Source organism: Pseudomonas frederiksbergensis (assembly GCF_001874645.1).
Classification (GTDB): domain Bacteria; phylum Pseudomonadota; class Gammaproteobacteria; order Pseudomonadales; family Pseudomonadaceae; genus Aquipseudomonas; species Aquipseudomonas frederiksbergensis_B.
In genome coordinates this window covers 1140465-1162844 of sequence record NZ_CP017886.1, presented here as the reverse complement: position 1 = coordinate 1162844, position 22380 = coordinate 1140465, and the positions used below count along the sequence as shown (strand labels likewise).

Below are 22380 nucleotides of genomic sequence, written 5' to 3'. Positions count from 1 at the left end.
CTTCATGATCAATAATGATCGCCTGTTGGTACAGATTCTGCTCCTGGTGTTGTTCGGTGCCAGTTTCTGGGTGATGGCGCCCTTTTGGTCGGCGCTGTTCTGGGGCGCGGTGCTGGCGTTCGTCAGTTGGCCGCTGATGCGCTTGCTGACCCGCTGGCTCAACGGTCGCGAATCCCTCGCGGCGGCGCTGCTGACTCTGGGCTGGATGGTGTTGGTGGCGGTACCGTTGGTGTGGCTCGGTTTTAACCTGGCTGATCATGTGCGCGATGCCACGGCGTTCATCAAGGACGTGCAGGTTGAAGGTTTGCCGGAAGCACCGGTGTGGCTGGCCGGGATTCCCGTGGTGGGCGAGCGGCTGGCAGGGCTCTGGAACAGTATTGACCAGCAAGGTGCGGCGCTGATGCTGGCAGTCAAACCCTATCTGGGGCAGGTCGGCAACTGGTTGCTGGCGCGCAGTGCGCAGATCGGCGGCGGGATTCTCGAGCTGACCTTGAGCATCGTTTTCGTGTTCTTTTTCTATCGGGATGGCCCGCGATTGGCGGTGTTCGCCCATCGTCTGCTGGAGCGGCTGATTGGCGAGCGCGCCGGTTACTACATCGAACTGGTGGCCGGAACGGTGCAGCGGGTGGTCAACGGGGTCATTGGCACCGCTGCCGCCCAGGCGATTCTGGCGCTGATCGGCTTCCTGATTGCCGGTGTGCCGGGCGCGCTGGTGCTGGGTATCGTCACCTTCCTGCTGAGCCTGATTCCCATGGGCCCGCCGCTGATATGGATTCCGGCCACCGCCTGGCTGGCCTGGAAAGGCGAATACGGCCTGGCGGTGTTTCTCGGCATCTGGGGCACGTTCATCATCAGCGGCGTCGACAACGTACTCAAACCCTACCTGATCAGCCGTGGCGGCAACCTGCCGCTGGTGATCGTGCTGCTCGGCGTATTTGGCGGGTTGATCGCCTTTGGCTTTATCGGCTTGTTCATCGGTCCGACCTTGTTGGCCGTGGCGTACAGCCTGTTGATCGACTGGAGCAACAGTCAGGGGCGGGTTGAAGAAAAGCGTTGAGTCGCCTGTGAAAAGATCGCAGCCTGCGGCAGCTCCTACGGTAAATGCGAATACCGCGTAGGAGCTGCCGCAGGCTGCGATCTTTTCAGGGTTTCACTTGAATCAGGCTGCGGCGCTCAGGTTTTTGCTTGAGGTCTGCGTATTGGCCTGCGAGTACTGCTGATTCATGCTGACGATCAATTTGCTCAGGGCCTCGGCGACGGCGCTTTGATCGATGGTGCCGCTGGTTTGGCTGCTGCCCGTTTGCAATGCCGTGAGCAGGGCGGTGTCATTGTCGGTGCTGCTGGTGGACGAGCTTGTGGTCAGGGCATTGCTCGGTTCGGTGGCGCTGATGCTGCCATCACAGTTCGTGTCCGGTTGGCTGGACAGCGTCTGCGGCGGCTGTTGCGGTGTGAGGGCGGCAACCAACTCGTCCTTGCTCACGCTCCCGTCGTTGTTCGTGTCCAGTGCCGCGAACAGGCTCTTGCTGTCGACGGTGCTGCCGGCTTTCGTCAAGCCGTTGCTCAACTCATCGCTGCTGAGGCTGCCGTCACCGTTGCTGTCCAGGAGGCTGAGCATGGTGTCGGCCAGTTCCGTGCTGGGCGGCTGATCGTGGGCGTGGTGTTGCGGTGGTGTCATGGCGGCCATTTCCTGGCTGCTCAAACCCCCACTGTTGTCGGTGTCCAGGCTGCTGAATTGCTGGCTCAGGCTGTTCAGTACGCCGCTGTTGCTGTTCTTCGCCAGGGCGCTGTTCAGCTCATCCTTGGAAACGGTTCCGTCGCCATTGGTGTCGAGCTTGGCGAACAGCTCTTTCTGACGCTGCTGGAGTCGGGCGGTATAGGCCGCACTGGTGGCGCTGGTGTAGCTGGAGTTACTGCTGACGCTGCCGATCATGGGCTCACTCCCTGCGGATGGATAAAACCGGTGAAGGCACCGGCCCATGCAGCCTCGGGGGAGGAGTTGTCGTGGGTATGTGGCATTTGTACGAATCAGCACACAGAGTCTGTTCAGACCCGTGGCAGGCAGACCACGGCGGTCAGGCCGCCACCCGGGGTTTCTTCCAGGCTTAACGTACCGCCGAGCCGTTCGGCGGCTTCGCGTGCGATGGTCATGCCCAGGCCTACGCCGCCGGAGTTGCGGTTGCGTGAGCCTTCAAGGCGAAAGAAGGGTTCGAACACCGCTTCGCGTTTGTCGGCGGCGATACCCGGGCCATGGTCGATCACTCGAATGATCAGCTGTTCACGGCTGTCTTCAAGGTTGACCAGTGCCTGGCCAGCATAACGCAAGGCATTGTCCAGCAAGTTGTTGATGCACGACCGCAGGGCCATCGGCTGAACCTGCAGTGGCGCACAGTGTCCGCTGGCCTGCACGTCAGCGCCCTGGTCCTGGGCATTTTCGCAGAGCGATTCGATCAGCGCCTGCACGTCCATCCACTGCAGGGCTTCGCTGGTACGTTGTTCGTGCAGGTAGCTGAGGGCCGCGTCGAGCATGCGAATCATGTCGTCGAGGTCCTGCCGCATCTGCCCTTGCAGCTTGTCGTCGTCGATCTGCTCCAGGCGCAACTTGAGCCGCGACAGTGGCGTACGCAGGTCATGGGAAACGGCGCCGAGCATGCGCGAGCGCTGCTGTACCTGTTCACGGATACGCTTCTGCATCAGGTTGAAGGTGTGCGCCGCTTGCCGTGCCTCCCGTGGGCCGGACTCATCGAGCGGTGGGCTGTCGAGGTTTTCGCTGAGGCTCTCGGCGGCCGCGCTCAGGCGTTGAATCGGCCGGGACAGTAGCTTTGCGCCGTACCAGGCGGCGATGACCAGCGAGATGAGTTGGAAGGTCAGCGGTACGAGCGGGCCGCCAAACCAGGGCCGCGGGAGTCTGTTTTTGAAGTGTGGTGGTGGCGGTGGCCCGCTGAACCCGGCGGAAAACTCCGGAGGTGGAGGGGGCGGCGGCGGGCCGTAATGATGAAACCAGAAGAACGCCAGAAGGTGCGCCAGGATAATCGCCAGCAACAGCACGCCAAACAGGCGGCCGAACAGCGTATCGAAGCGCGCACGCATCAGCCGATGTCTCGGGCGTCGAACAGGTAACCTTCGCCGCGAACGGTTTTGATCAGTTGAGGCGATTTTGGATCGTCACCGAGCTTTTGCCGCAGACGCGAGACCAGCAAATCGATACTGCGATCGAACGCTTCGATCGAGCGTCCACGGGCAGCGTCCAGTAATTGCTCGCGGCTGAGAACCCGCCTCGGGCGCTCGATGAACACCCAGAGCAAACGGAATTCAGCATTCGACAGCGGCACCACCAGGCCGTCGGCGGAGATCAACTGGCGCAGCACGCTGTTGAGGCGCCAGTTGTCGAAGCGAATGTTGGCGCGTTGTTCGGTACGGTCATCGCGTACACGGCGCAGAATGGTTTGAATCCGTGCGACCAGCTCGCGTGGCTCGAACGGCTTGGCCATGTAGTCATCGGCCCCCAGTTCCAGGCCGATGATGCGGTCGGTGGGTTCGCAGCGGGCAGTGAGCATCAGGATCGGGATGTCCGATTCGGCGCGCAGCCAGCGGCACAGCGACAGACCGTCTTCGCCGGGCAACATCAGGTCCAGCACTACCACGTCGTAATGCTCCGCTTGCAGCGCCAAGCGCATCGCGGCGCCATCGGTCACGCCGCTGGCGTGGATGTTGAAGCGGGCCAGGTAGTCGATCAGCAGTTCGCGGATCGGAACGTCATCGTCAACGATCAGCGCGCGGGTGTTCCAGCGTTTGTCTTCGCCGGCTACGGGGGCTTTTTGATCGTCGTTCAGAGAAGCGGGGCTATTATGCATGCGTACGTTCATCTGCCAGAGAGGCTGCCAACCACAAAAGATGGGCTGCGAGGTAGTGGCTTCAGCATAGGCGTCCGGCCGTGAGGCGGGAAGTGCTGTCAGGAGGTCTTGCGGTTGGCGAGGGTAGTCTTTGGGGGTGTTGAGGGCGTGTCGTGAGTGTATCTGTTTCGACATAATTACTGCGCCCGCCGGGTTTATCATCCGCTGATCGGCACGGTTGAAGATGATTTACCGATCATCGGGTCCCGGACGGGCTCGCGTTCCGCTACAATGCGCGCCGATTTCGACTTGCCTGAGAGCCCACTCATGTCCGCCTGCCAGACTCCTATCATCGTCGCCCTGGATTTCCCTACCCGTGACGCCGCACTGAAGCTGGCCGACCAGTTGGACCCGAAACTGTGCCGGGTCAAAGTCGGTAAAGAACTGTTCACCAGCTGCGCTTCGGAAATCGTCGGGACCTTGCGTGACAAGGGCTTCGAGGTGTTTCTGGACCTTAAATTCCACGACATTCCGAACACCACCGCGATGGCGGTCAAGGCTGCGGCGGAAATGGGCGTGTGGATGGTCAACGTGCATTGCTCCGGTGGTCTGCGCATGATGGCGGCCTGTCGCGAAGTGCTTGACCAGCGCAGTGGTCCAAAACCGTTGTTGATCGGCGTGACCGTGCTGACCAGCATGGAGCGTGAGGATCTGGCCGGGATTGGCCTGGACATCGAACCGCAGGAGCAGGTGTTGCGTCTGGCGGCACTGGCAGAAAAAGCCGGGATGGATGGCCTGGTGTGCTCGGCACTGGAAGCCCGTGCCTTGAAAACGGTGCATCCGTCGCTGCAACTGGTGACCCCGGGGATCCGTCCGGCGGGCAGCGCCCAGGACGATCAACGTCGCATCCTGACGCCGCGTCAGGCACTGGATGCCGGTTCCGACTATCTGGTGATTGGCCGTCCGATCAGCCAGGCAGCCGATCCGGCGAAGGCACTGGCCGACGTTGTCGCCGAACTGGCGTAAAAGATCGCAGGCTGCGCCAGCTCCTACAGGGGTTACACCATCCACTGTAGGAGCTGCCGAAGGTTCGGGCCGCGTTCGGACGATCTTTTGATCTACCCGTCGGCACCTTACATCGGGGTTAAACCTTCAACACCAGCTTCCCAAAATTCTCGCCGCTGAACAGCTTCATCAGCGTTTCCGGGAATGTCTCCAGTCCTTCGACGATGTCTTCCTTGCTCTTGAGCTGCCCCTTGGCCATCCACCCGGCCATTTCCTGCCCGGCAGCGGCGAACTGCGCGGCGTAATCCATCACCACAAAGCCTTCCATTCGTGCACGGTTGACCAGCAGCGATAGATAATTGGCCGGGCCTTTGACCGCTTCCTTGTTGTTGTACTGGCTGATGGCGCCGCAGATCACCACGCGAGCCTTCATGTTCAGACGGCTGAGCACCGCGTCGAGAATATCCCCGCCGACGTTATCGAAATACACATCGACCCCTTTCGGGCATTCGCGTTTGAGGCCGGCAACGACGTCTTCGCTCTTGTAGTCAATGGCACCGTCGAAACCCAGTTCATCGATCAGGAACCTGCACTTGTCCACACCGCCGGCGATACCCACCACGCGGCAGCCTTTGATCCTGGCAATCTGCCCGGCAATGCTGCCCACTGCGCCTGCTGCACCCGACAGCACCACGGTATCCCCGGCCTTCGGCGCACCGACGTCGAGCAGCGCGAAGTAAGCGGTCATGCCAGTCATGCCCAGTGCTGACAAATAACGCGGCAATGGCGCCAGTTTTGGATCGACCTTGTAGAAGCCTCGTGGCTCGCCGAGGAAATAATCCTGCACACCCAGCGCACCGTTTACATAGTCACCCACGGCAAAGCCCGGGTTGTTCGAGGCAATCACCTTGCCCACGCCGAGTGCGCGCATGACTTCGCCGATGCCCACGGGCGGGATGTAGGACTTGCCTTCGTTCATCCAGCCACGCATGGCCGGGTCCAGCGACAGGTACTCGTTCTTGACCAGAATCTGGCCCGCCGCCGGCTCGCCAACAGGGACTTGCTGATAGGTGAAGGTCTCGCGGTTCGCAGCGCCCACCGGGCGTTTGGCGAGCAGGAATTGACGGTTGGTCTGGGCAGTCATGGCGGGCACTCAACGTTGAATGAAGTCTGATTGATAGACCCTCATGGCTGTTGTCGCAAGGTTTGCTGGCACAGCGAATACAGCCCGATCCAATAGAGTGATAGTTGGGCGGGAACGTTCATCACTGCAACTCATAAGCAATCAACCGGCCCTCTGATAGTGCTGCCGTGTGACGGGACAGGGTGGATAGACTGCGAGAACGCGATCACCCACTTTTTTCGAGGACATAACGATGAGCATGACGTTTTCCGGCCAGGTAGCGTTGGTGACGGGGGCAGCCGCCGGTATTGGCCGCGCGACCGCCCAGGCGTTTGCCGCCGAAGGGTTGAAAGTGGTGGTCGCGGACCTTGATGTGGCCGGCGGCGAAGGTACCGTCGAGTTGATTCGGGCTGCCGGTGGCGAAGCGGTTTTCGTACGTTGCAACGTGACCCTGGAGCGTGATGTACAGAGTCTGATGGCGAAGGCAGTGAGCACTTACGGTCGCGTCGACTACGCCTTCAACAATGCCGGGATCGAAATCGAAAAGGGCAAGCTCGCTGAAGGCACTCTCGATGAGTTCGACGCGATCATGGGCGTCAACGTCAAAGGCGTCTGGTTGTGCATGAAGTACCAACTGCCTTTGATGCTGGCGCAAGGTGGCGGCGCGATCGTCAATACCGCTTCGGTGGCCGGGCTTGGCGCGGCGCCGAAGATGAGCATCTACGCGGCGTCCAAGCACGCGGTCATCGGCCTGACCAAATCGGCAGCCATCGAATATGCGAAGAAGAAAATCCGTGTGAATGCAGTCTGTCCGGCGGTTATCGACACCGACATGTTTCGCCGCGCCTATGAAGCCGATCCGAAGAAAGCCGATTTTGCCGCCGCCATGCACCCGGTAGGACGTATCGGCAAGGTCGGGGAAATTGCCAGTGCGGTGCTTTATCTGTGCAGCGATGGGGCTGCGTTCACTACCGGTCACTCGTTGGCGGTGGATGGCGGGGTGACGGCGTTCTGATGGTTTGAGTGCGACGTATCGTCGGGCATTGTGTTTCAAAGGGTTAGAGGGCGTGTTTTAGCGGCGTTGTCGCACATCTTCATGAGAGCGCCTGTGCTTAACTGACTCCAGGAAAATAGTCGGAGTTGGTCTCTCATGGAATTGAGAATCGATCGACAGGCGCTGGTGCCAGTCGTGCAGCAAATTGTTGACGCCCTCGCTGGCTGGATTCGCCAAAGTGCCGTCGAGCCTGGAACGCGTTTGCCGTCCATTCGACAGCTGGCCCGGGATAACCTGCTCAGCCAGTCCAGTGTCAGTGAAGCGTATGAGCGCATGGTCGCCCAAGGCGTGCTGTTGTCGCGTCACGGCTCGGGTTTTTTCGTGGCCGGGCCTTTGGTCGCGACACATCGTTGCGCTGACAAATCGGGCTCCACGACGGCTGACGCAAACAGTGCGGGGTTGGCCGACGACCTGTTGGGCATGTTGCTGCTGGGGCGTGGTGGAATGCCCGAAAGCTGGCGCGAGAGCGACGACCTCAGTTATGCCATACGCCAGGTTTCGCGTACCGATATGGCCGGATTGTTCAACTACAGCCCCTCATATGGGCTGCCTGTCTTGCGCCAACAGATCCTCAAACGCCTGCAACAGATCAATATTGCCGTCGATGAGAGCCAGGTACTTACGACCGCGGGGGCCACTCACGGGCTTGATCTGATCGTACGGGCGCTGCTCAAGCCGGGCGATTGCGTGGTAGTCGAAAGTCCGGGTTATTCGAATCTGTTCAAGCTGCTCAGGTTGCATGGCGTCAGATTGCTGGAAGTACCACGGACCTCTCGTGGCCCGGACGTTGAAGTACTTGAGGCACTGTTGAGCGCAAACAATCCCCGTGCCTTGTTCATCAATAGCCTGTTCCACAATCCGACCGGCAGTAGCCTGGCACCCGACGTTGCGCAGCGGATTCTTCAATTGGCGAAGCGTCATGAATTAATCATCGTCGAAGATGACGTCTACGCTGACTTTCAGGGCAGTGCCGGTACCCGTCTGGCGGCAATGGACGCGGGTCAGAGCGTGATCTATGTCGGCAGCTTTTCGAAAACCCTCAGCAGTTCGTTGCGGGTCGGTTATGTCGTGGCCAGTGCCGCAATCATTGCGCGCCTGGCAGACATGAAGATGATTACCAGCTTGGGAGCTTCGCGGTTCTGCGAGTCGGTACTGAGCAGTTTGTTGGTCAATGGCGCCTATCGCAAACTGGTACAGCGCCAGCGTCAGCGTTTGAAGCGAGATATGGCGGCGACGTTGCTGGTGCTTGAAGACGCCGAGTGGGAGGTGTTCGGCAAGCCTTCGGGTGGGTTGTACATTTGGGCCCGACCACGCGTGCACGAGGCGGCGCAGGTGCGCGCGCTGGCTCACACATTCGGTATCGTGCTGTCCCCAGGACGGCCTTCAGCCCCAGTGGCGAGACCAGCGACTGGTTACGCATTAATGTGGCTTATGCCAGTGATCCTCGGGCGCAGGCGTTTTTTCAGGCCTGCGCATTACCGGATCGACTTCGACCGTTCTGAAAACGACTGAAGCGTAGCTTTTGGCCATTATTGCGGCGCCAAAGACTTGTGCTTGGGTACACCCCATTGCGAACCTGCAATAACTGGAAATGGCCGTGTTGCCATTGGGTATGGGAAGGGGGTTACGAGCAATGATTTCGGCCGTGCAAGGACGTTTTGCCAACCTGGGTATGGCAAAAAAACTGGGTGTCGGGTTTGTTCTGGTTCTGATGTTGACGGCCCTGGTGGCCGCTATCGGCGTCTGGTCCTTGCAAACCATCAGCCAGCGCTTCGACGGGCTCAAGCAGATGTCGTCGCTCAACAGTGGTTTGCTCAAGGTGCGTTTGCTGGAGCAGGAATACGCCTTGCACAGTGATCCGAAAACCGTCGATGCCTTGCACAAGGGGGTTGACGCGTTGGTTGCCCTCGCAATGCAACTCAAGGCGCAGTCAGCGGCTAACGTCCCGGTGATGAATGATGTCGAGCAGTCGCTGGGGGCTTACCGCAAAGCCTTCGATGAGTTCGTCGAGCTGACCCAGTCCAAGGAACTGGCGCTGGAAATGGCCAGTTGGTCGGTGTCCAGCGTGGCCAATAACCTCGATGTGCTGCAGGCTGGCCTTGCCGACGATGGCGCTTATGCGCTCAAGGATTCGCAAGGCAAGGATGGCGCGGAGTTTATCGAGCAGGCCAATCAGGTCAGTCAGGTGTCGAGACTGATGTTGCAGGCAATGAATGAGGCGCGGGTGCGTCTGGATCAAAGCCGCAAGGCCAGCGACGAAAGCGCCGGGCAAGGCAAGATTGAACAGGCCGACCAGGCATTGACCCAGGCTGAGACATTGAAGAACACGGTCAAGGACGCGGGCTACCAGACAGTGCTCAACGAAGTGACCGGGCATATCGCCAGTTTCAGCGAAAAACTTGCCGAGTACACAGGGCTGCTGACTCAGGAGAAAAAGGTCTATCAGCAGTTGCATGAGCGCGCCGCCGAGGTGGTGCAGCGGGTCGACCAGGCTTATGGTGCCGAGGACCAGTCGATGCAGGCAGAGCTGAAGAAGAATTCGCTGCTGATCATTGCTTCGTCGGCGCTTGCGCTGCTGGTCGGGCTGATTGCTGCGTGGGTGATTACCCGCTTGATCGTTGCGCCACTGCGCAGTGTGATTCTCGTCGCCCAGCACATTGCTGCGGGCGATCTGAGCGCGACAGTACAGGTGACGCGACGCGATGAAATCGGCCAGTTGATGCAGGCGATGCAACAAATGGGCGCGGGGCTGAGCAGTATCGTCAGTGGCTTGCAGGCTGGCATCGAGCAGCTTGCGAGTTCCGCGCAGTCACTCTCTGCGGTGACCGAGCAGACCAATCTGGAAGTCAGCAGCCAGAAGGAAGAAACCGAGCAAGTCGCCACCGCGATGAATCAGATGACCGCGACCGTGCACGACGTTGCGCGCAATGCCGAGGAAGCGGCACTGGCGGCGCAGACGGCGGATAGCAAGGTCGAAACCGGTCAGCAGGTCGTGCGGCAGAGCATGCAGCGCATTGAGCAACTGGCTGACTCGGCGACGTCGGCCAGTTCGAGCATTGAAAGCCTCAGTGCGGAGATTCAGAACATTGGCACCGTCCTCAGCGTGATCAAGAGCGTTGCCGAGCAAACCAATCTTCTGGCGCTCAATGCGGCCATCGAGGCCGCACGAGCGGGTGAGCAGGGCAGGGGCTTTGCCGTGGTTGCCGATGAAGTCCGTGCCTTGGCCAAGCGTACTCAGCAATCCACCGAAGAAATCGAACGTCTGGTGAGTGCCTTGCGTTCAGCTGCGCAGGCGTCGGTGCAGCAAATCCAGAACAGCGGCGAGTTGGTCAAACTCGCCGTCAGTGATGCGCTACAGACCGAGAGTGCGCTGGGCAGTATCGCTGCGGCGGTCTCGCTGATTCAGCAGATGAACCAGCAGATCGCTGCAGCAGCTGAGCAACAGAGTTCGGTTGCCGAAGAGATCAATCGCAGCGTGACGAGCATCCGTGCCAGTGCCGATCAATCCTCGGTGGCCATGCAAGGCAATGCCACGTCGAGTATCGAGCTGGCGCAATTGGGGGTTGAGCTGAAGGGGATGGTGGGGCATTTCAGGTTGTAAGCGGGAGATCGCGCAGAATAGGTGGCGAGGGAGTTGCTCCCTCGCCACAGGTGGTGTGCCAATTGCACACCACCACTATCAGTCGTAGATAACTTTCTTCTTCCAGTCAGCTTCGGCTTCCACGTCCTTGAGGCCTTCGGTCAACTCGTTAACTTCCCCTTCCGCGGGTGCAGTGTTGGTCAGCACCATGGAGTTGGCGCGCGCCAGGAGCTTTTCGAGGTACTGCAACTGTTCACTGTAAACCTGCGGATCTGGCTGTTTGCGCAGGTACTGCACACCACGCTCGAACGCCAGTCGGGCTTGCCCGGGTTGTTCCTGTTGCAGCGCATGTTGACCGAGATTGTTGAAGAACTCGATGTGCAGCAATACCAGGAGGTGGCGAACTTCGCGAATCCAGCGCTTGGCTTCGTTGGCAGGCAGGAAACCGTCCTGCGCTGCGCGAGTGATCTGGCCATGCAAGGCCTCAAGCAGAAAGCGTACGTCCTTGGCCTTGGCTTCGGTCTGGATCGGTGCCGGCGGGTTGTTGACCGGAATGGATTCGCCTTGTGCGACCAGTGCACTCAGTTCCTCAATGCGGGCCTTGGCCGCCGAATTGGTTTTATCCTGATTAAGCAGGCGTTGACAGACGTTGAGTTCCAGTCGCGTCAGCAGCAGCTTGAGCGCTGGAGTCATCATCTGGCCAGGAAAGGTCTCGGTGATTTCGCCACAGCGGCGCAGTCGATCATTGAGTTCGACCTTGGTGCGGGCCTTTTCCAGTTTATTGTTTTCCACCACATGGTTCATGTAGCCAATGGCGATCAATATTGCGATCCCGACTATTACTAGCAGGGTGATCATGAGTGGTGTCACCGTGAAGACCTCTTTATAGGGTTTGCATGCGAGTGTAGTGGCTAAGCCTGGGAGCGCATAGGGTGGCGCGACGAGTTGAATCGGGCCTTTGCGATGTCTATATAGGTAATGTGTGGATGGGTGCACATTGCCATCATCTGCTGGAGAGGACTATAGCGCCTTGGCGAGTGACAGAATATAGGCGTCAAACCCCGGTCGGACGAAAACCCGGAATTGCCCCTCAAAGGGCAGCGAAGTCATTGATTTAAATAAATTTATAGTTGGGGGTTGACGACCCCTCAATCCATCCATAGAATGCGCGCCACTTACAGCGGAAAGCGAATAGCGAAACGCGGTAGGGAGTGAATGTTGTAGGTGTGTCCCCTTCGTCTAGTGGCCTAGGACACCGCCCTTTCACGGCGGTAACAGGGGTTCGAGTCCCCTAGGGGACGCCAATGCGGGAATAGCTCAGTTGGTAGAGCACGACCTTGCCAAGGTCGGGGTCGCGAGTTCGAGTCTCGTTTCCCGCTCCAATTTTAAACAGTTTTGCTTTCGGGCAGGGCTGAGTGAAACCAGAACCTAGTCTTCGGATGTGGGTCTGGACACTGGAACACACACCATGTGTTCCGGGTAGCGTGTCCCCTTCGTCTAGTGGCCTAGGACACCGCCCTTTCACGGCGGTAACAGGGGTTCGAGTCCCCTAGGGGACGCCATTGCGGGAATAGCTCAGTTGGTAGAGCACGACCTTGCCAAGGTCGGGGTCGCGAGTTCGAGTCTCGTTTCCCGCTCCATATTTAACAAAAACGCCGCTCATTGAGCGGCGTTTTTGTGTGCGCGTTAAAAGTGCCTCAGCCTCCGAGGCTATGTATGAGGCTATCGAGCACTTCGGCGGTTGTGTCATCCAACTCGGCGACTACCGACGCTCTAAGATGGTGCGCCAAGCGGTACTCGCTCGGCGTACAGTTGGCGAACTGCTTGAAGGCGCGAGCGAAGTAGGAAGGGTCCTTGAAGCCGGCCTCATAGCCGATGCTGGTGATGGGCATCTGGCTGTTGTCGAGCAATTCCTTCGCGTAGTTCATGCGCTTGTCCAAAATGTAATCCATGAAGCCAAGGCCGTTGGCTTCCTTGAACAAGCGGCTGAAGCGAAATGTCGTCATACCGCAACGCTTCGCCAATTCCCTCTGGTCGATGGTCTCCCGAAAATGCTGGTCGATGTACAGCAGTATGTTGCTGAGCGCTTGGTGTTTTTGGTGTCCTGAGGTTAGCCGGATGCTGTCCGGCAGGGTCGGGGAGTGGTCGATCAGCAATGTTTTGCGTTGGTCGCGAACATTGCGGCGCAGCTCGTAGAGCTGAACGACAGCCGTCAGGTAGCGATTTTTTTCGGAGGCTGTAAGAGGGAGCACCATGTATTCCCAGACACAGGAGCGCATGGCCCATACGGCCAGCTCTTCGGAGTGCTGCACGGTGAACATGGTGATCGGAATAGTCGGTGCGGTGCGTTTGATCTCCAGCAACCTCCTCAGGCCAGGTGTGTCGGGGCGATCAAAATGGATACAGATCATGTCGGCCTGCACCTCGCTGGAAAATGCGGAGTCTTTCACCAGTTTGCAGTCGCAAGCGTGCTCGAACTGGGTGATGAGTTCGGGAGTGGACCGATCGTGGGTCCGATCGAACCAGAGTAGTGATGGCTTCCTGATCACGTTCGACGTCATGTATTTGGCTCTGGGCTCTGAGGTTCTTCGTGCCTCTCTCCGCTGAGGAGTATTGTCAATGTGCTATCACTTTGCAGACTAAATCCTGATAAGAAAAACCGTATTTAGTTCTATACGTTCTATGTTCCGCCTGTAAGTCAGTGCCGGGTGGTTATTTATTGGCGCGTTGCCGGTGTACTTGGGATCAACCGTTCGTCGCTTGTGAATCAACGGCAATGGCCTTTGCCTGTCATTCCTTGGTTCTGGCCTTTCCTTTCCCTTCTGCAGAAGCCAATTACCCGATATTTGGCCGTGTCCGCAAAAAAGTCCTAGCGATGCGCAAAATCCTCCTAACCCCCTTGCCTGTGCCCTGACTAGGGTTGCATCAGGCAGCACATAAAGTGTTGCTCCCCCCGAAAGAACAACAAATGAGGTGCTCAAAATGACTCTGCAGACAATCAAAACTTCGGTACTGAAGTTCGCCAAAGACGAAGACGGCCTGACCATTGTGGAATACGCAGTGGCCGGTGGGCTGATTACGGTAGCGGTTGCCGCCATGTTCGTTCTTTTGGGCGGCGCAGTGAATACCAAGATCACCGCGCTGTGCGCTGCGGTCAAAGGTGCCGCCTGCTGATAACGGCAACTCACGGTAGGGGAGCGCGGCGACATCCATTGAGCAACCGGTTGTTACTGTTTCGCTGATAGAGCAACCGGGCAACTCAATGGACTTCGTGCCGTCTCTACCAATGTATGTACTGAACGGTATGACCGCAGAAGTTGGGTACTCAAAATGACTCTGCAATTAATAAAAGCTTCGGTACACACGTTCGCCAAAGACGAGGATGGCCTGACCATCGTGGAGTATGCGGTGGCAGGTGGGTTGATTACGCTCGCTGTTGTTGCAGCCTTCGTTCTTTTGGGCGGTGCAGTGAATACCAAGATCACGGCGCTGTGCGCTGCGGTTAACGGTGGTGCTTGCTGATAACGATAATTCCCGGTCGGGAGACGCGCCATGTCCACGGAACTGATGGTATCGACTGTTTTACTGATAGGACTTTTGGGCGTGGCAGTGGTGAGCGATCTGCTTCGCCACCGTATTCCCAACGTGTTGATTTTGTTGGGCCTTGCCCTGGGATTGGCCAGCCAGACTTATGCAGGGGGTGTCAGCGGGTTGGGAGACGGTTTGCTGGGCATCCTGATCTGTTTTGCGCTGTTTCTGCCCATGTACGTCCTGGGTGGTATGGCTGCCGGTGACGTCAAGTTGATGGCCACGGTCGGCAGTTTTCTACCCTTCCATTACGCGTTATGGGCTGCCTTGTTCAGCCTGATAGCCGGTGGCGTGTGCGGTTTCCTGATAGTGCTGGTTCGCGGTCAATTGTTACAGACCCTGGGGCGCTATTGGCTGATTCTGAGGGCGCAGGCCTATCTGGCCCCCACTTCGGACGAGGTGGCCGGGAAGCCTTTCCCTTATTCGATTGCCATTTTGCTCGGCACTTTAAACACCGTTCACTGGCAACTCTTTGCCAGTGGGTTGGGAGGTTAGCCATGCACGTCATCGTCAAGAGTGATGCCTACCACAATGAGCGAGTAACAGTGCAGCGACTGGCTCCCCAGCCATGCACTATCAGGGAGACGGGTCTGACCGACAGTTTTCTCGGCGAGTTGGTGTGCAAGCATTTGTACGACGCCGGCGTGTTGGACATGCCGCGCCTGGTAGAGCGCCTGGCGCTGACCGGAGCCGTAATGGAAGAGGTGCTGGTGTTTCTGCGCAAGGATGGTCGCATCGAAGTGCTTGGGCAGATGGGGGCGCAAACGGGAGGCGGGCAGTCGCTGCGTTATGGCCTGACTGAACGCGGTCGCAGTGCCGCCCGCGATGCCCTGTCGCGTAGCGGCTATATCGGCGCGGCACCCTACCCGGTGAGTGCCTACCGTTCCCTGCTCAAGGTGCAGACTATTCACCACGGACGCATCAGCGCCCACGATATGCGCAAGGCGCTTAACGGCGTAGTGCTCACGGAGGGGATGCTCGATCAACTGGGTGTGGCGCTGAACTCCGGTCGCGCGATCATGGTTTATGGCCCCGCGGGGACCGGCAAGACCTATGTCAGCAGTCGGCTGATTCGCCTGTTCGCGGAAGCCATCTGGGTGCCCCATGCCATTGTGATCAACGAATCGGTGATCGAGATCTATGACCCGCAGGTGCATCAGCGGCTGGATGATGACAGTCAACAGAACAATCTGATGCTCAACGAAGGGATCGACCGTCGACTGCTGTGCTGCAAGCGCCCGATCGTCATTACCGGCGGTGAGTTGAGCATGGAGCAGTTGGACATTCGTTATGACCCCTTCACCCGGCAGTACCAGGCGGCCTTGCAGCTCAAGGCCAGCAATGGCCTGTTCATCATCGACGACATGGGGCGCCAGCGCATGCCCCCCGCCGAGCTGTTGAACCGCTGGATCGTCCCGATGGAAGAGAAACGTGACTTCCTCAACCTCGGAGGCGGCCGGCACTGCGAGCTGCCGTTCGACGTGATCCTGGTGTTCTCCACCAACCTCAATCCGCTGGAACTGGCCGATGAGGCATTCCTGCGGCGCATTGGCTACAAGCTCCCGTTCGGCTATCTGCAACCCGATAACTACGAACGCATCTGGCGCCAGGAAACCGAACGGCTGGGCATTCCCTATGACCCGCTGTTGTTGCTCTATGTTTTACATCAGCTCTACGAGCCGGAAAGCATGCCGCTGGTGCCTTGCCACCCACGCGATCTGTTGAATATGGCGATCGACCGTCAGCGTTACTTGGGCAGCTCCGGACCGCTGTCGCCAGCGGATCTGAAATGGGCCTGGAACAACTACTTTGTCCAGCTCGATTTTCTTTGAGAAGGAGATACAGACATGAGTTCTCGTACGCTCACCCTGATTGCCCTGTCGCTGGTTCTTGGCTTGGGTGCCGCCTGGATGGCCAACAGCTGGCTGAGCGCACGGCTCAATGCCAGCCCGGACGACAACCTGAAGACCGTGGTGGTCGCCACGGTGGAAATCTCTTTCGGGCAGATGGTCGAGGCCCAGCAGGTCGCCGTGGTGCGCATGCCCAAGGACACGGTGCCGGACGATGCCTTCGATGCCCCCGACAAAGTGGTGGGCAAGATCGCCACTTTCTCCATCCTGCGCGGCGACATCCTGCGCGGCGCGCGCCTGGCCGAACACTTGGGGGGCAGTACCCTGGCCTCGCTGATCGAGCCCAACATGCGCGCCATATCGGTGCGCGTGGATGATGTGGTCGGTGTCGGCGGGTTCCTCTTGCCAGGCAATCGGGTCGACGTGCTGGCCACCAAACAGACCGGCAGTAACAGCAACGCCCAGGCTGAAACCATTCTGGAAAACCTGCGCGTACTGGCGGTGGATCAGACGGCCAGCACCGACAAGACCCAGCCGGTGGTGGTGCGCGCGGTGACGCTGGAGATGACCCCGGAGCAGACGGTCGTTCTGGTCAAGGGGATGAGCGAAGGCAAGTTGCAGCTGGCCTTGCGCAACCCGCTGGATAACCAGAAAAAGCCGGTGGTCGCTCAGCCTGTTGCCGAAGTCAAACAACTGCCAGCACCGGTCAAGGTTGTCAAAGTGGTCAAAGTCATGCAGCACCGTAGTGGCAGTTCAGGGATCACCGTTATTCGCGGTACCGAGGTCAATGTGGTGAAAGCTCAACTATAAGGTTGAGGGGGCAGAAGCCAGGCAGGTAAGCGGCATAACAAAACAGGGATTGCTGGCAAGTGCGGTGATGGCCAACCCCAAGGATCTCAACGACACCAACGGCTTTCTCGCTATCCGTTATGTGCAGCAGGTGACGAACTTCGGTTACGGCCTGCTTATCCCTGGATTTGGCGGGGCATTGGTCTTGCCAGTATTCAGGTCGACCATGCCTCGCAAAAGCCTCGGCCGATAACCCGAGACATCGGAGATTACGCCATGTTGAACATCAGGGAAGCCACCAACGCGACCACTGCCCATAAGCAAGGCATGCGCCTGCTGATCAGTAGCCGTGACGCCGAGGCCTTGAACCATCTGAAAACCTTGAGCCAGGACTTGCCCAGCCTGCAGGTGAGCACGCGCCTGGTGAGCAACGGCCATACGGACCCCTTGTATGGGCTGGAGCAGATGCCCGACTTCCTGTTGCTGCGCGTCAGCCACTTGTGGCGCGAGGAACTGGCGGCCCTGTTGCTGTGCCCCGCGAAGGAGCGCCCGCCACTGCTGGTGTGTGGGCCGCTGGATGAGCGTGAGGGCATGCGTCTGGCGATGCAGGCCGGCGCCCGTGACTTCCTGCCGGAGCCGGTGGCGGCAGAGGAGTTACAGGCCGCGCTCGGCCGTATGCTGATGGAGGCCCATGCAGGGGAAGGGACGACAGGCAAACTGATTGCCGTGATGAATGCCAAAGGCGGTTCGGGCGCCACTATGCTGGCCTGTAACCTGGCTCATCAGCTGAGCATTCGTGGCGGTAGTACCCTGCTGCTGGATCTGGATCTGCAGTTCGGCAGTGTGGCGCACTGCCTGGATGTGCAGACGACCCACAGCCACGTGGACGTGCTGCAGCAGATCGAGGCGTTGGACAACGTTGCCTTGCGCGGCTTTTGCAGCCATTTCAGTCCGACCCTGCATGTGCTCGGCGGGCGCACCGGTGAGTTGTGCCTGCCGCAGGATGTACGTCTTGAGCAGCTCGAGACCCTGCTGCGTCTGGCACGCAGTACCTATGACTGGGTGGTGGTGGATTTGCCACGGCAGATCGACCACCTCACCGGCGTCACGTTGGAGCAGGCTGACCGCGTCTACATCGTGGTGCAGCAGAGCATCAGCCATCTGAAGGACGCCACGCGCCTGGCGCGGATCCTGCGCGAGGATCTGGGCCTGCAGGGCAGCCGTCTGCAGGTGGTGGTCAATCGCTACAACAAAAACTCGCCGATCAGCCTCAAGGATATTTCCGAGGCGCTGCGTTGCACGGATCTGCAGAAACTGCCCAATGACTATGCGGTGGTCAGTGAAAGCCAGAATACCGGAGTGCCACTGGAGCTCCATGTGCCACGGGCTCCCATCACCGTCGCCGTGCGCGAACTGAGCCAGAATCTTATCGGGATCGAGGCCAGCGGGCAGGGCTTGCTCAAACGTACCTTCAGCCGCCTGTTCGGGGGGTAAATCATGCTCAGCGACTTTCGTAATCGCCTGCGTCAGCAGTCCGATAAAAATGCTCCGGCAGACTTGTCGGAGGTCCCCGTTAGCAGTGCGGACGGTGCCAGTGTGCCCATGGCCTGGGAAGCGAGTGTGCCGGACGTGCTCTACGAGACCCGGACCAAGCTCAATCCGGTTGAGATCGAATGGCGAGAGAAGATCTACCAACAGTTGCTCAAGGTGATGGATCTGTCCTTGCTCGACACCCTGGAACCGGCCGAGGCCGGACGGCAGATTCGCGAGATCAGCTTGCGCTTGCTGGATGAGCATTCGGCACCGGTAACGGCCAGCAGCCGCCAGATGATCATCAAGCAGATCACCGACGAGGTGCTGGGGCTCGGGCCATTGGAGCCGCTGCTGGCTGACCACAGTGTGTCCGACATCCTGGTCAACGGGCATGCCTCGGTGTATGTCGAGCGCTTTGGCAAGCTACAGAGAACCGATGTGCGCTTTCGCGATGACCAGCATCTGTTGAATATCATCGACCGCATCGTTTCCAGCCTGGGGCGGCGCATCGACGAATCCTCGCCACTGGTGGACGCACGCCTGAAAGACGGCTCGCGGGTCAACGCGATCATTCCGCCGCTGGCCATCGACGGACCCAGCATGTCGATCCGCCGCTTCGCGGTGGATCTGCTCAATACAGAGAGTCTGGTGCAGATGGGCACCCTGACCCCGGTCATTGCGCTGATGCTCAAGGCCATCGTTCGCGGGCGGCTGAATGTGCTGATCTCCGGCGGTACCGGCAGCGGCAAGACCACCATGCTCAATGTGCTGTCCGGCTTCATTCCGCACAATGAGCGGATCGTCACCATCGAGGACTCGGCCGAGTTGCAACTGCAACAGCCTCATGTGGTGCGCCTGGAAACCCGTCCGTCGAATATCGAAGGGCGCGGGGAAGTGAACCAGCGCGAACTGGTGCGCAACAGTTTGCGTATGCGCCCCGACCGCATCGTGATCGGTGAGGTGCGCGGCGCCGAGGCGCTGGATATGTTGACGGCGATGAACACCGGCCACGATGGCTCGTTGACCACCATCCACGCCAACACGCCTCGTGATGCCTTGGGGCGCATCGAGAACATGGTGTCGATGACCGGCTCCACCTTTCCAATGAAAGCGTTGCGCCAGCAGATTGCTTCGGCCATCGATGTGGTGGTTCAGCTGGAACGTCAGGAGGATGGCAAGCGGCGGGTGGTCAGCGTGCAGGAGATCAATGGCATGGAGGGTGAAATCATCACCATGACCGAGATCTTCGGTTTCGTCCGGCGCGGCATGGGCGAGCACGGCGAGGTACTGGGCGAGTTCCGTCCCACCGGCATGGTGCCGGCTTTCCGTGATGTACTGGGCAAGCGTGGCATCGAGTTGCCGCTCAGCCTGTTTCGGCCTGAATGGATGGAGGGGCAGTCATGAATCAGATCCCTGGCGAATTTATCCTGGCGTTCCTGGGCATGGTGTTCACCGCCATGTTCTTGCTCAGCCAAGGGGTGGTGGTACCGGTGTTCGGCGAAGCCGGCAAGGTACGCAAGCGTATCCGCGGCCGCCTTAATGTGCTGGAGCAGGCCAGCAATCTGCCCAATATGCAGACCGTGTTGCGGCAAAAGTACCTGCGGCGCCTGTCACCCCTGGAGGCGCGCCTGGAGCAGTTGCCGGCGATGGAAGCGCTGGCGCAGATGATCGAGCAGGCCGGGCATGACTATCGTGCCTATCGGGTGCTTTTGCTCGGTTTGTCCCTGGCGGCGATGGGAGGAATCGGGCTCTGGGTATTCACGCAACACTGGTGGATGGCGGCTCCGTTTGCCTTTGTACTGTTCTGGCTGCCGATACTGAAGATATCCCGCGATCGCAGCAAGCGCTTCGCCCAATTCGAGGAGGGACTGCCCGACGCTCTGGATGCCATATGCCGTGCTCTGCGTGCAGGGCACCCATTCAATGAGACCCTGCAGCTGGTGGCCGAGGAGCACAAGGGGCCGGTGGCGGTCGAGTTCGGCCTGACCTTCGCCGATATCAACTACGGCAACGATGTTCGTCGGGCCATGCTGGGTCTGCTGGAGCGCATGCCGAGCATGACCGTGATGATGCTGGTGACCTCGGTGCTGATCCACCGCGAGACCGGCGGCAATCTGACCGAGGTGCTGGAGCGGTTAAGCAGCATGATTCGCGGGCGCTTCCGTTTTCAGCGCAAGGTCAAGACCCTGTCGGCCGAGGGGCGCATGTCGGGCTGGATACTGGTGTCCATACCCTTTGTGCTGGCTGCGGTGATTATGCTCACCACCCCGAGCTATTTGCCTTTGCTCATCCTTGAGCCCGTGGGCCAGAAGATGGTCATAGGTGCTTTTGTCGCCATGCTGATCGGGATTTTCTGGATACGTAGAATCATTCGGATTCAGGTTTGAATCCAGGCCACTGTATAGGAGTGCTTGAGATGGACTATCTGCTAAGCCTGTTCCACAGTGTCATGAATGATGAGCGGCTGGCGCGCCTGCTGTTCGTGGGAGGCATCGGCCTGAGCACGGTGCTGGTTGCAATTACCCTGCTATTGCTGGTGCAGGGGCTGCAGGACCCATCCAAGCGCCGTCTTGTGATGATCAAACGTGGTCAAGGTGGGACAACAGTCCAGGGGCAAGAGCCGCCCAGTAATCTGCAGTTGATGCTTGAGCAGGTGGGCCAACGTTTTGGCTCAGTAGCGCAAGGGCAGAACTCTGCAGTTAGAACCCAGCTGATACATGCGGGCTATCGCTCTGCGAAGGCGGTGCAGATGTACTGGGCCGTTCGCTTGCTGACGCCGCTGATTCTGGTGGGCGTTACGCTACTGGTTCTGCCGCTGATTCCCAAGCTGTCTCTGATCATGGGTATTTTGTTGCTGCTCCTGGCAGTCGGTGTGGGCTGGCTGGCACCGGCCATCTATGTCGACAAACGCAAGCAGGCCCGGATGAGTCGGCTACTCGTCGCCTTCCCGGATGCCCTTGATCTGATGGTGGTCTGTGTGGAGTCTGGTCTGGCCTTGCCTCAGGCCATCGAGCGGGTGGCTGACGAGCTGGCGGTCAGCCAGGCAGAGCTGGCGCTGGAACTGGCGCTGGTCAACTCTGAAATCCGCGCCGGAGTTCCCAGTACCGACGCGCTCAAACACCTGGCCGAACGCACCGGCCTGGAAGATATTCGAGGATTGGTCAGCTTGCTGGCGCAGAGCATCCGCTTCGGCACCAGTGTTGGCGCCACCCTGCGTATCTATGCCGAGGAGTTTCGCGACCGGCGTACCCAGTTTGCCGAAGAGAAAGCAGCAAAAATCGGTACCAAGCTGGTATTCCCGCTGATCTTCTGCCTGTGGCCAAGTTTCTTCCTGGTCGCCATCGGGCCCGCACTCATTGGTGTGTTGAAAGCATTCAGCATGCTGTGACAAAGGGCAGGGCGCTAGGTAATGACATCCTGACATCCTTGGTAGAGGCTTCAGGATGTCAGTGCGAGAAAAAAGCCAGGCAAACTCGAGTCAATGGATGATCGCCGTCGAGCTCTTCGACACCAACGCTGAAGCGTTGGACGATCCTTCCAGTCAGCAGCTGTTACCGTACTCTGCGCCATCCAAACCCTCTCGTCGTCGACGCTCTGTCGAACCAAGGCATGCCCAGCCAGGTCATGCTGATACGACCTGCATAACTACAGGATAACTACAGGCATGAGTGCACCCGGCTGCTGATGGCCTTATTACCAGGCAGCTCCGGGGGAAGAGATGAAAGAGCGTCGTCGCCAGCTCTGTTACACGTTATGTCGCCAGCTACTGCGTCGGCTGCTGGCCCGAGGTGTCTTTGTAGTACTCGGGAATCGGATGCTTGTAGTTGTCCAGCCAGCGCTGCAGCGCTAATTCCCGCTCGCCGGCCTTGGCCGATTGCAGGGTGGGCGAAGCCGCCTGCCCGCCACTCTGCAACACTAGCCAGATTTCGGTTCCCTGCTGTTGCGGGGAGGCCGGACCGGGTTCGATGGCTTGTGCGGCGAGTGGGAAAAGCAATACTCCCAAGCAGCTGAGTAGGTTCGGTTTCATC

General features: G+C 59.2%; 22 protein-coding genes, 4 tRNA genes and 1 pseudogene. 20 read left to right on the top strand and 7 right to left on the bottom strand.

What is annotated here, in order from left to right; all coding sequences use genetic code 11:
• The first annotated feature begins 4 nt into the window (after positions 1-4).
• Positions 5-1057 (top strand): AI-2E family transporter, encoded by a 1053-nt coding sequence (locus BLL42_RS05845; RefSeq protein ID WP_071551197.1) that lies wholly within the window; start codon positions 5-7, stop codon positions 1055-1057.
• Between the two features lie 102 nt (positions 1058-1159).
• On the opposite strand, the gene xopAW is transcribed toward BLL42_RS05845, so the two are convergent.
• The 3 genes from xopAW to BLL42_RS05830 form a co-directional block, all read right to left on the bottom strand.
• On the bottom strand, positions 1160-1930 hold the full coding sequence (gene xopAW, locus BLL42_RS05840; protein ID WP_071551196.1) for a XopAW family type III secretion system calcium-binding effector: 771 nt from the start codon (positions 1928-1930) through the stop codon (positions 1160-1162).
• A gap of 113 nt (positions 1931-2043) precedes the next feature.
• The gene (locus BLL42_RS05835; RefSeq protein ID WP_071551195.1) at positions 2044-3087 is read right to left on the bottom strand and encodes a sensor histidine kinase; all 1044 of its coding nucleotides are present in this window, start codon (positions 3085-3087) and stop codon (positions 2044-2046) included.
• Positions 3087-3851 (bottom strand): response regulator, encoded by a 765-nt coding sequence (locus BLL42_RS05830; RefSeq protein ID WP_071551194.1) that lies wholly within the window; start codon positions 3849-3851, stop codon positions 3087-3089. The genes BLL42_RS05835 and BLL42_RS05830 overlap by 1 nt, the downstream gene beginning before the upstream one ends.
• Before the next feature lie 306 nt (positions 3852-4157).
• Between BLL42_RS05830 and pyrF the strand changes: the two genes are divergently transcribed.
• On the top strand, positions 4158-4856 hold the full coding sequence (gene pyrF / locus BLL42_RS05825) for an orotidine-5'-phosphate decarboxylase (protein ID WP_167368531.1): 699 nt from the start codon (positions 4158-4160) through the stop codon (positions 4854-4856).
• Positions 4857-4974: 118 nt separating this feature from the next.
• On the opposite strand, the gene BLL42_RS05820 is transcribed toward pyrF, so the two are convergent.
• Positions 4975-5979, bottom strand: a complete 1005-nt coding sequence (locus BLL42_RS05820; RefSeq protein WP_071551192.1) for an NADP-dependent oxidoreductase — start codon at positions 5977-5979, stop codon at positions 4975-4977.
• Between the two features lie 232 nt (positions 5980-6211).
• Between BLL42_RS05820 and BLL42_RS05815 the strand changes: the two genes are divergently transcribed.
• The 4 genes and pseudogenes from BLL42_RS05815 to BLL42_RS30980 all read left to right on the top strand — a co-directional run bounded on the left by BLL42_RS05815 (position 6212) and on the right by BLL42_RS30980 (position 10613).
• Positions 6212-6973 carry an SDR family oxidoreductase gene (locus tag BLL42_RS05815; RefSeq protein WP_071551191.1) on the top strand — a complete coding sequence of 254 codons (762 nt, stop codon included), beginning with the start codon at positions 6212-6214 and terminating at the stop codon, positions 6971-6973.
• A 135-nt stretch (positions 6974-7108) separates the two neighbouring features.
• Positions 7109-8524 carry an aminotransferase-like domain-containing protein gene (locus tag BLL42_RS05810; protein ID WP_408004016.1) on the top strand — a complete coding sequence of 472 codons (1416 nt, stop codon included), beginning with the start codon at positions 7109-7111 and terminating at the stop codon, positions 8522-8524.
• A 79-nt stretch (positions 8525-8603) separates the two neighbouring features.
• Positions 8604-9752 (top strand): annotated as a pseudogene (locus BLL42_RS30985) (HAMP domain-containing protein); the annotation flags it as partial.
• Positions 9732-10613, top strand: coding sequence for a methyl-accepting chemotaxis protein (locus BLL42_RS30980; protein ID WP_408004019.1), 882 nt, complete (start codon positions 9732-9734; stop codon positions 10611-10613). The pseudogene BLL42_RS30985 and the gene BLL42_RS30980, both read left to right, overlap by 21 nt.
• A gap of 78 nt (positions 10614-10691) precedes the next feature.
• On the opposite strand, the gene BLL42_RS05800 is transcribed toward BLL42_RS30980, so the two are convergent.
• Positions 10692-11450, bottom strand: a complete 759-nt coding sequence (locus BLL42_RS05800) for a hypothetical protein (RefSeq protein ID WP_071551189.1) — start codon at positions 11448-11450, stop codon at positions 10692-10694.
• 370 nt (positions 11451-11820) lie between these two features.
• Between BLL42_RS05800 and BLL42_RS05795 the strand changes: the two genes are divergently transcribed.
• The 4 genes from BLL42_RS05795 to BLL42_RS05780 all read left to right on the top strand — a co-directional run bounded on the left by BLL42_RS05795 (position 11821) and on the right by BLL42_RS05780 (position 12232).
• A tRNA-Glu gene (locus BLL42_RS05795) sits at positions 11821-11896 on the top strand.
• A gap of 2 nt (positions 11897-11898) precedes the next feature.
• Positions 11899-11974: transfer RNA gene (locus BLL42_RS05790), tRNA-Gly, on the top strand.
• A 104-nt stretch (positions 11975-12078) separates the two neighbouring features.
• Positions 12079-12154 (top strand) — tRNA-Glu (locus BLL42_RS05785).
• A gap of 2 nt (positions 12155-12156) precedes the next feature.
• Positions 12157-12232, top strand: a tRNA-Gly gene (locus tag BLL42_RS05780).
• Between the two features lie 57 nt (positions 12233-12289).
• Here the strand turns inward: BLL42_RS05780 and BLL42_RS05775 are convergent.
• Positions 12290-13153 carry a helix-turn-helix transcriptional regulator gene (locus tag BLL42_RS05775; RefSeq protein ID WP_071551188.1) on the bottom strand — a complete coding sequence of 288 codons (864 nt, stop codon included), beginning with the start codon at positions 13151-13153 and terminating at the stop codon, positions 12290-12292.
• Between the two features lie 421 nt (positions 13154-13574).
• Between BLL42_RS05775 and BLL42_RS05770 the strand changes: the two genes are divergently transcribed.
• From BLL42_RS05770 to BLL42_RS05730, 10 genes are all read left to right on the top strand, one after another.
• Complete coding sequence (locus BLL42_RS05770; RefSeq protein ID WP_071551187.1) at positions 13575-13766, top strand: Flp family type IVb pilin; 192 nt, start codon at positions 13575-13577, stop codon at positions 13764-13766.
• 156 nt (positions 13767-13922) lie between these two features.
• On the top strand, positions 13923-14114 hold the full coding sequence (locus BLL42_RS05765) for a Flp family type IVb pilin (RefSeq protein ID WP_071551186.1): 192 nt from the start codon (positions 13923-13925) through the stop codon (positions 14112-14114).
• A 30-nt stretch (positions 14115-14144) separates the two neighbouring features.
• Positions 14145-14675, top strand: coding sequence for an A24 family peptidase (locus BLL42_RS05760; RefSeq protein ID WP_071551185.1), 531 nt, complete (start codon positions 14145-14147; stop codon positions 14673-14675).
• Between the two features lie 2 nt (positions 14676-14677).
• The gene (locus tag BLL42_RS05755; protein WP_071551184.1) at positions 14678-16012 is read left to right on the top strand and encodes a DUF8689 domain-containing protein; all 1335 of its coding nucleotides are present in this window, start codon (positions 14678-14680) and stop codon (positions 16010-16012) included.
• 15 nt (positions 16013-16027) lie between these two features.
• Positions 16028-16840: a Flp pilus assembly protein CpaB gene (cpaB, locus tag BLL42_RS05750; protein WP_071551183.1), complete on the top strand. Its 813-nt coding sequence runs from the start codon at positions 16028-16030 to the stop codon at positions 16838-16840.
• A 67-nt stretch (positions 16841-16907) separates the two neighbouring features.
• Positions 16908-17072, top strand: coding sequence for a hypothetical protein (locus tag BLL42_RS29215; RefSeq protein WP_236721971.1), 165 nt, complete (start codon positions 16908-16910; stop codon positions 17070-17072).
• A 23-nt stretch (positions 17073-17095) separates the two neighbouring features.
• Positions 17096-18313 carry an AAA family ATPase gene (locus tag BLL42_RS05745; protein WP_071551182.1) on the top strand — a complete coding sequence of 406 codons (1218 nt, stop codon included), beginning with the start codon at positions 17096-17098 and terminating at the stop codon, positions 18311-18313.
• 3 nt (positions 18314-18316) lie between these two features.
• Positions 18317-19756: a TadA family conjugal transfer-associated ATPase gene (locus BLL42_RS05740; protein ID WP_071551181.1), complete on the top strand. Its 1440-nt coding sequence runs from the start codon at positions 18317-18319 to the stop codon at positions 19754-19756.
• The gene (locus BLL42_RS05735) at positions 19753-20739 is read left to right on the top strand and encodes a type II secretion system F family protein (protein ID WP_071551180.1); all 987 of its coding nucleotides are present in this window, start codon (positions 19753-19755) and stop codon (positions 20737-20739) included. Before BLL42_RS05740 ends, BLL42_RS05735 begins: the two co-directional genes overlap by 4 nt.
• Positions 20740-20768: 29 nt before the next feature.
• Positions 20769-21740, top strand: a complete 972-nt coding sequence (locus BLL42_RS05730) for a type II secretion system F family protein (RefSeq protein WP_071551179.1) — start codon at positions 20769-20771, stop codon at positions 21738-21740.
• 375 nt (positions 21741-22115) lie between these two features.
• Here the strand turns inward: BLL42_RS05730 and BLL42_RS05725 are convergent, their stop codons facing one another.
• On the bottom strand, positions 22116-22379 hold the full coding sequence (locus BLL42_RS05725; RefSeq protein ID WP_071551178.1) for a DUF3613 domain-containing protein: 264 nt from the start codon (positions 22377-22379) through the stop codon (positions 22116-22118).
• Position 22380: the final 1 nt, after the last annotated feature.